Annotated in this window: 8 protein-coding genes; 1 reads left to right on the plus strand and 7 read right to left on the minus strand. The window is 64.1% G+C overall.

Annotation, left to right across the window (positions count from 1 at the left end):
* The 7 genes from EOA79_RS05890 to EOA79_RS05920 form a co-directional block, all read right to left on the minus strand.
* Nucleotides 1–620: substrate-binding domain-containing protein (locus EOA79_RS05890; RefSeq protein WP_245489842.1), on the minus strand; the 620-nt coding region annotated here is incomplete at its 3' end.
* An 85-nt stretch (nt 621–705) separates the two neighbouring features.
* Entirely contained in the window at nt 706–1,482 is a 777-nt protein-coding gene (locus EOA79_RS05895) for an SDR family oxidoreductase (RefSeq protein ID WP_066990055.1), read from the minus strand.
* Between the two features lie 2 nt (nt 1,483–1,484).
* On the minus strand, nt 1,485–2,648 hold the full coding sequence (gene dgoD / locus EOA79_RS05900) for a galactonate dehydratase (protein WP_245322280.1): 1,164 nt from the start codon (nt 2,646–2,648) through the stop codon (nt 1,485–1,487).
* A gap of 90 nt (nt 2,649–2,738) precedes the next feature.
* Nucleotides 2,739–3,482, minus strand: a complete 744-nt coding sequence (locus EOA79_RS05905; RefSeq protein WP_082953630.1) for a FadR/GntR family transcriptional regulator — start codon at nt 3,480–3,482, stop codon at nt 2,739–2,741.
* Between the two features lie 169 nt (nt 3,483–3,651).
* Nucleotides 3,652–4,293, minus strand: a complete 642-nt coding sequence (locus EOA79_RS05910) for a ThuA domain-containing protein (protein ID WP_095823606.1) — start codon at nt 4,291–4,293, stop codon at nt 3,652–3,654.
* A 204-nt stretch (nt 4,294–4,497) separates the two neighbouring features.
* Nucleotides 4,498–5,673 carry an acetate/propionate family kinase gene (locus EOA79_RS05915; RefSeq protein ID WP_095823607.1) on the minus strand — a complete coding sequence of 392 codons (1,176 nt, stop codon included), beginning with the start codon at nt 5,671–5,673 and terminating at the stop codon, nt 4,498–4,500.
* A gap of 59 nt (nt 5,674–5,732) precedes the next feature.
* Nucleotides 5,733–8,114, minus strand: coding sequence for a phosphoketolase family protein (locus tag EOA79_RS05920; protein WP_127335398.1), 2,382 nt, complete (start codon nt 8,112–8,114; stop codon nt 5,733–5,735).
* A gap of 214 nt (nt 8,115–8,328) precedes the next feature.
* Here EOA79_RS05920 and EOA79_RS33140 point away from each other — a divergent pair.
* Nucleotides 8,329–8,640, plus strand: a 312-nt coding sequence (locus EOA79_RS33140) for a hypothetical protein (RefSeq protein WP_206639230.1), incomplete at its 3' end; no start/stop codon positions are given.

Genomic DNA, 8,640 nt, shown 5'->3' on the forward strand with positions numbered 1-8,640 from the left:
ACCATTGTGTTGTCATAGGGAATCGAGACGATGCGCGACTTGATCTCCGGGATTGCCGCGACCAGCGCTTCCTCCGCGCCCTTGTTGCGGCGCATGCAGGTGTCGGCCTTCTGGTCCTCGATCGAGCCCACGCGCACCTTGGAGAGGTCCTTGTCCCAGCCTTCGGCCTTGACGATGCGGGCAATCTCGCCGCCGACCTGCTTGCCGATGTTGAGCGCGTTCATGCCGACATAGGCGACCGGCGTGCCGTCGGCGAAGGCGATGTCGTCGTCGACAGCAATCAGGCCGATCTTGGCGGCCTTTGCTTTGTCGGCGACGACCGGGCCGAGCGAGCGGTCCGGCACCACCACGGCGATGCCCTTGACGCCGTCGCCGACATAGGTGTCGAAGGTGGTGACGGCGAGGTTGGCGTCGAACTGAACGTCCTGGACAAGCAGGTCGACGCCGAGCTCGGCGGCCTTGTCCTTGGCACCCTTCACCTCGCGGACGAACCAGGGATGGTCGCCCATCTTGTTGATATAGCCGAACTTCATCTTGTCCTGCGCGCCGGCGCCATGGACCGTCAGCGCGACGGCTGCGGTCGCGGCCACAGCAAGCCACATCCTGATCATGCGTTTCATGGTTTCCTCCTCCATATCGATCCCGGCCGGCGGGAGTCCTTTTTGCTTGAAGACGTTTCCGGCGACCGGCCGCCGGTGCGAAACCTCATTCGTGGTAGAGAACCGAGCGCCCGCCATCGATGACGATGCAGGCCGCGTTGATGAACGGGGCCTCGTCGGAGCCGAGGAAGACGGCAGTCATCGCCACCTCCTCCGGCCGCCCGATGCGGCGCGGCGGGTGCAGGTCGTAGGTGCGCTGGCGCTCCGCCTGCGGATCAGGAAAGGTGTTCCAGTAGTCGACCGCGATCTGCGTCTCGATGTAGCCGGGTGCGATCGCGTTCACGCGAACACCTTCGGCCGCGTATTGAACGCCGAGCGATCGTACCAGGCCGAGCAGTCCGTGCTTGGCAACCGGATAGGGAAAGGTCGAGGGGATGATCGCGAAAGAATGGCACGAAGCGATCGCCACGATCGAACCCTGCGTCTGAGCCCGCATCGCCGGCAGCACGGCGCGCGCCGAATACCACACCCCGTCGAGATCGACGGCAAAGCAGCGCCGCCATTCCTCTTCCGTGGTTTCCAGCGGCTCGTGGAAAACGTTGATGCCGGCATTGGCGACCAGCACGTCGATGCGGCCGAAGGTGGCAAGCGCTTGCTCGGCCATCGCTTTGCAGGATGCGATATCGGCGACGTCGGTCTCCACGAACAGCGCCCGAGCGCCGGCTTCGACCAGCGACGCGGCAACGCTCTTTCCGCTGAGCGCATCCTTTTCGGCCACGACGATGGCCGCACCCTCGGCGGCCATCGCGCGCGCCGTCGCCTCGCCGATGCCGCGCCCGGCGCCGGTGACAATCACCACCTTGTCCTTCAGTCGCCCGGCCATGGTCACCAGTCCACGATGGTGCCGTCGGCAAGGACGGCATTGGTGGTGTGCATGACCTCCGGCCTGTAGGGATGCCGGTCGGCGACCGCTTCGTCGACCTCGACGCCGAGCCCGGGCGCATCCGGCACCTGCCAGCAGCCGTCGATCATGCGGATCGGCCCCTTCACCACCTCGAAATACCAGGGCACGGCACCGACCATCTCTTCCTGGATCAGGTGATTGGGCGTGGAGACCGCGAAATGCAGCGCCGCCGCGCCGGCGATCGGACCGAGCGGATTGTGCGGCGCCACACCCACCGAGACCGCCTCGGCCATGGCGGCGATTTTCCTCGCCTCGAGCAGGCCGCCGCAGTGGCAGATGTCCGGCTGCACGATGTCGACCGCCCTTGCCCGGAAAAGGTCGTCGAATTCGGGACGATCGATCAGCCGCTCGCCGGTGGCGATCGGCACGCGCGATTTGGCGACGAGCTGCGCCAGCGCGCCGGTCTCGCCCGGCGGCAGCGGCTCTTCGACGAACATCGGTCGGTAGGGCGCAAGCGCGTCGATATAGGCGAGCGCGGTGGAGGCCGAGGCGGGACGGCCGTGGAAATCGACCATGATCTCGACTTCGGGACCGACTGTCTTGCGCAGTGCCTCCATTAGGCGGCCGACCTTGTCGACCTCGACGAGCGGCGCATGATAGTGGCTGTAGGGGATGAAGACGGCCTTCAGCGCGCGATAGCCCGTGGCAACCACTTCGGAGGCGCGCCGCACCAACGGCTCGGTCTCCAACGTTTCGTAGACGGCGCGCATGTCGCCGAGGCCGAGATGCGTGTAGACCTTGACCCGGTCGCGCACCTTGCCGCCGAGCAAGCGCCAGACCGGCTGATCGAGCCATTTGCCAAAAATGTCCCAGAGCGCCAGCTCGATGCCGGAAACCGCCGACATGCCGATGACGCCGAGCCGCCAGAACGAGTGCTTTTTGAGGATGCGCACCGCCTGCTCGATGTCGCGCGGGTCGCGGCCGACCAGAAGCGGCGCGAGGTCATTGACGGCGCCGACGACGGCCTGGGTCTTCCATTCCAGCGTCGCCTCGCCCCAACCGTAGAGGCCCGGCTGGTCGGTCTCGACACGCACGAACACCCAGTTGCGCATATCCGCGTTCACGACGCGCGTGGTGATGGCCACGATCCTCAAGCGCAACACCTCCCATGACGCTAATTAGATCATATGAAATTGAAATATCATATGATAAAAAATGGCGTCAAGCCGGAAACGTCACCCTCTGGCGTGAAGATCGTCGGCGGCGATGTCAAGCAGCCTGTTCATGGCGCCGCGGGCGCCGGCGGTATCGCGGACGCGGATCGCCTCCAGCACCGCGACATGCGCCGACAGCGCGCGCGATTGCGCCTCCATCAACGGATTGGTGACCAGGAAGGTGGCGCGCAGGGCAGCTTCCAGCATGCCGACCAGCCCCTTGAGCACGACATTATGGCTGGCGGCGATGACGCCCTTGTGGAAGGCAAGGTCCGCCTGGCAGACCGCGTTGAGGTCGCCCGGGATATTGTCGCGCATGCCGACGACCGCGCGTTCGATTTCGGCGAGATCGGCGGCGCTGGCGCGCCTTGCCGCAAGCTCGGCCGCCGCCGGCTCGAAGATGCGGCGCGCCTCGAGCAGGCCGGAAACCAGCTCCTCGTCATCCTGGATGGAAGGGTGCCAGCCGAGCACCACCGGGTCGAGCAGGCGCCAGCTGTCGCGCGGCAGCACGCGCACGCCCGCCCGCCGCCTGGCCTCGACAAGACCTTTCGCCGACAGCACCTTGACCGCTTCCCGAACCGAGGTGCGGCTGACGCCCAGCATGGCGCAGAGCTCCTCCTCGCGCGGCAAGGCTGCACCGGGAGCATAGTCGCCGCCCAGGATGCGGCTGCCCAGCACGCTGACGACGGCGTTGTGCACGCTTGCGCCGCCCTGGTCGACCGAAGGCATCCACCCGGTTGCGTCCGAAGGAACGATATTTTCCACGCAATCCTCTCCCGATAGAGCAAGTTGCTGCCGGCAGTTGTATGAAAGCTTACGTCTTATGTAAATCACTCATTCATATGATCTGTCATGATCATAGGAGCGGGTCGGTGATGCTTTCGGTTCGGGAAATCCGGCCGCCACCGGCGTCAGCCCGCACCGACGGGCGCGTTCAGCGCGCCGCCCACACAAGTCCGCGGCGCAGGATGGTGCGCATCTGCGGCACCTCGAATTCCTTGGCCGCATGGCCGAGCGACGAATAGAACACCCGCCCTTTGCCGTGCCGGCGCTTCCAAACCACGGGCATGACAACGCCGGCGATCCACGGCGCGTGCTCGCCCGAGAAGGTGGTGGTCGCCAGCACGTCGTTCGATGGATCGACATGCATGTAATATTGCTCGGAGCGGTATTGGAAATCGTCGATGCCTGCCACGATCGGGTCGTCGCGCCGCACGATATTCACACGATAGTCGATGATGTTGCCGGGATGGGCGACCCACTGGCCGCCGCACATGAACTGGTAGTCCGTCGATTCGCGAAACGCGTCGCCCATGCCGCCGTGATAGCCGCCGAGGCCGACGCCGTTTTCGACCGCTTTGGTGAGGTTCGCCTCTTCGGCCTTGGCGAGCTTGGACATGGTGTAGATCGGCACGATCAGGCTGAGGTCGGCGATCGCCGGGTCGGCGAACACCGCGGTCGTATTTTCCAAGCGCACGGCAAAGCCTTGCTCCTCAAGCATCGCTTTGACGACTCGCGCCCCGGCTTCGGGTTCATGCCCTTCCCAGCCGCCCCATACGATCAGTGCCTGCCGCATCTTCCGCTCCTTATGCATTTGGCCGCGCGGCCGGATATAGGGCAGCGAGGCGCCGGGCTGACCATCGCCGAGTCGAGCTTGAAGGGAAAGTGACGCGAACGAAAACGGCCCGCGCGACGCCCGATCGCCCGACGCTCGTCCTGGTTCAGCGGAAGCTCTGCGCCAAGTTACCGAGCTAATCCCTGCGATCCTGCCGCGGGCAGATCAGACCGTTTCGAGGTCGAGGAGCTCCGTGGCCACGGCACGTTCCTCGTCGGCCGGAATGACAAGAACATCGACGCTGGACTCTCGCGCGCTGACCAGCGCTTCGCCGCTGCGATTTAAACCATGGTCGACCACGACACCAAGCCAGGCAGCAGCCTCGCAGATCTCTTGCCGGATCTGCCATGCATTTTCGCCGATGCCGGCGGTGAACACGAGCGTGTCGAGGCCTCCAAGCGCGGCCGCGAGCGATCCGATCTCACGTCCGGCGCGATAGACGAAGAGCGCGACGGCACGCGCCGCCGCCGGGTCTTTCGACCCAAGCAGCGCCTGCATGTCTCCGGAAATGCCGGATACGCCCAGCAGGCCGGACTGCTCGTAGAGCAATTCGGTCACTCGGTCGGCCGACAGCTTGCGCTCCTGCAGAAGGTGCAGGATCACGCCAGGATCGATGGCGCCGCAACGGGTGCTCATGACGAGGCCGTCAAGCGTCGAAAAACCCATGGTCGTGGCGAGGCTTACTCCTGCCTTCATCGCACACAGGCTCGCGCCGCTGCCGAGATGGGCGGCAATCGTTCGGCCACCGGCAGCGTCGCCGTAGCGCTCGCGGAGCTTCGCTGCGATGTGCCTGTAGGAGAGCCCGTGGAAGCCGTAGGAGACGATGCCCTGTTCCGACATCTCTCGCGGCAAGCCATAGAGCCTGGCAAGCTCCGGCCGCGCCGTGTGAAAGGCCGTATCGAAGCAGCCGACCTGCTTGGCTTCGGGCAAAAGCCGACCGGCCAGTTGGACGATCTCCAGGTTGATCGCCTGATGGATGGGTGCGAGCGGCTCAAGCCTATGCAGCGCGTCGAGCGTGCGCTCGTCGAGCAAGGTCGCTTGGGTAAGTTCTTGCCCGCCATGGACGATGCGGTGCCCGACCGTGCCGATCCGGCGCAAAAGAGCGTGATCCTCGAGATAGGAAACTATGGCCTCGAACGCCTTTGCTATCCCGATCGGTTCGTCCCCCAGGCTCCTGTCGATTTCGCGTGACAATTCTGAGGGCGCGACATGCAATCGTGGATGATGTCCGATCGACGACACGCTGCCGCGCACCAGCAGGTGAAGCTCGTCTTGCTGCTGAAACACGGCGAACTTCAGGCTTGAGGAGCCGCCGTTGAGGACGAGAATGGCATCGGTCATGGTCGGCCGGTCCCGGCCAATCGTGCGCTCGTCCATTTGGCCTGGCGCTTCGGCATCGACTACTGCTCCCATTTCCAGCCGAGGACCTCGGGCATGTCCTGCCCATGCTCGCGGATATAGGCCCGGTGCTCGATCAGCTTGCCTTCCATCGCCTGCTTCAGCCGGATATGCGCGCCGGCCGGCTCGGGAATGCGGTCGAGCACGCCCAAGACGAGATGATAGCGGTCGAGGCCATTGAGCACGGTCATGTCGAAGGGCGTCGTCGTCGTCCCTTCCTCATTGTAGCCGCGCACGTGGATGTTGTCGTGGTTGGTCCGCCGGTAAGTCAGGCGATGGATGGTCCATGGATAGCCGTGATACGCGAAGATGACTGGCTTATCGGCCGTGAAAAACGCGTCGAATTCACGATCCGACAGGCCGTGCGGGTGGTGTTCCTTGGGCTGCAAAGTCATCAGGTCGACTATGTTGACCACCCGCACCTTGAGGCCGGGAACGTGGCGTTTCAGAATTTGGACCGCGGCCAGCGTCTCGAGCGTCGGCACGTCGCCGGCGCAGGCCATCACCACATCCGGCTCTGCCCCGCCGTCGATCGACGCCCACTCCCATATGCCGATACCGGCCTTGCAGTGGACTTTCGCCTCGGTGATCGACAGCCACTGCCAGGAATTGGCTTTGCCGGCGACGATCACATTGATGCGGTTCCATGTCCGAAGCACATGATCCGTCACGCAAAGCAGGCTGTTGGCATCCGCCGGCAGATAGACGCGCACGATGTCCGCTTTCTTGTTCAAGGCGACATCGATGAAGCCCGGATCCTGATGGCTGAAGCCATTGTGCTCCTGCTGCCAGACATGGCTCGACAACAAATAGTTCAAGGACGCAATCGGCCGCCGCCACGGCAGCTTGCCGCAGGCATCCAGCCATTTCGCATGCTGGTTGAACATGGAATCGACAATGTGCGTGAAGGCCTCGTAGCAGGAGAACAGGCCGTGCCGGCCGGTAAGCAGATAGCCTTCCAGCCAGCCCTGACAGGTATGCTCGGACAGGATTTCCAGAACCCTGCCTTCGCGGCCGAGATGCACATCTTCGGGCAGAATCTTTTCCATCCAGGCGCGCTCGGTCACCTCGAAGACGTCCTGCAGCCGGTTCGAAGCCGTCTCGTCGGGACCGACAATGCGGAAGTTTTTGGCGCTTTGGTTCAATGCCATGACGTCGCGCAGGAAACCGCCCATCACACGGGTCGACTCTGCTTTCACGCCGCCGGGCTGCTGGACAGATACGGCATGCTCTTGCAGGCTTGGCAGTTGGAGGGAGCGGCGCAGCAGGCCGCCATTGGCATGCGGATTGGCGCTCATGCGTCTGCCGCCTTGCGGGGCAGTGGCGCGGATCATGGCCACTGGCGCGCCCTCGGCATCGAAAAGCTCTTCGGGCCGATAACTTCTCAGCCACTCCTCGAGCATCTTCAGATGCGCAAGGTTTTCGGCGAGACCGGAGAGCGGAACCTGATGCGCGCGCCAGAATCCTTCGGTCTTCAGCCCGTCGACCTCCTTGGGGCCTGTCCAGCCCTTCGGGCTTCTAAGGATGATCATCGGCCATTTCGGCCGGCCGTCGGCAGTCTCTCCGCCGCTGCGCGCCGCCTGCTGAATTGCCTGGATGCGGTCCAGCGCATCGTCGAGTACGACAGCCATCCGCTCATGCATCAGGGGCGGATCGTCACCCTCGACGAACAGCGGTTCGTAGCCATAGCCGACGAATAGCGCCCGCAATTCTTCGTCAGAGATGCGGGCGAGAATGGTGGGACTGGCGATCTTATAGCCGTTGAGATGGAGGATCGGCAGCACCGCGCCGTCCTGCGCCGGGTTGAGGAACTTGTTGCAGTGCCAGGATGTGGCGAGCGGGCCGGTTTCCGCCTCGCCGTCGCCGACGACGCAGGCGACGATAAGATCCGGGTTGTCGAAGGCCGCGCCAAAGGCATGCGAAAGCGCGTAGCCGAGCTCGCCGCCTTCATGGATCGACCCGGGCACATCGGGAGCGGCATGGCTCGGGATGCCTCCCGGAAAGGAAAACTGCCGGAAGAGCGTCCTCATTCCGGCCTCTTCGAGGGAAATATCCGGATTGATCTCGCTATAGGTGCCTTCGAGATAGCTGTTTGCAACCATGGCCGGTCCGCCATGGCCGGGGCCGCAGATGTAAATGACGTTGACATCGCGAAGTCTGATCGCGCGGTTGAGATGCGCGTATATGAAGCTGAGGCCCGGCGAGGTTCCCCAATGCCCAAGCAGCCTGGGCTTGACGTGCGCCAGCCGAAGCGGCTCGCGAAGCAGCGGATTGTCGAGCAGATAGATCTGCCCGACGGTCAGGTAGTTGGCGGCACGCCAGTAGGCATCGATGTCGTGCAGCTCCTGTGCGGACAAGCGATTGGTGCTGGGATGCGTGGTCATTTCCGACTCCTTCGCTGTTCCAAACTCACCCGGCTGAGACACAACGCATGGACGTCGCCGCCGGTTCATGACCGGTCGGCGCCGCGAGCGGGCCCCATTGCGACACGCGGCCCACTGCCAGCACATGAACTGGTAGCGTCGATGCGCGAAACGCGTCCGGCAATGCCGCGTTATAGCCGCCGAGGCCAGCGCCGTTTCGACCGCTTTGGTGAGGTTGGCCTCTTCAGCTTTGCAAGCTTTGCACCATCAGGCCGACTTCGGCACCGCCGGCTCCGCGAAGGCCCCGGTGGTGCTTTCCACGCGCACGGCGAAGCTCTCCTCCTCGAGCATCGTTCCGACGACGCACGCCCGGGCGACCATCGCAGCAAAAAGTCGAGTCGAGCTTGAGGGCAATGTAGGGCCGCAAACGCAAACGGCCTGCGTTGGCGGGCCGGTCTGGATTGGTGTGGGGATTTGGCTTTTCTGCCGGCGCTGCGTCGGTTCGCTGCTTGCGGGCCTGATGACCGCTCACATTCGCCGGCCAGTA

This window comes from Mesorhizobium sp. M1A.F.Ca.IN.020.03.2.1, from assembly GCF_004023205.1.
Taxonomy (GTDB): Bacteria; Pseudomonadota; Alphaproteobacteria; order Rhizobiales; family Rhizobiaceae; genus Mesorhizobium.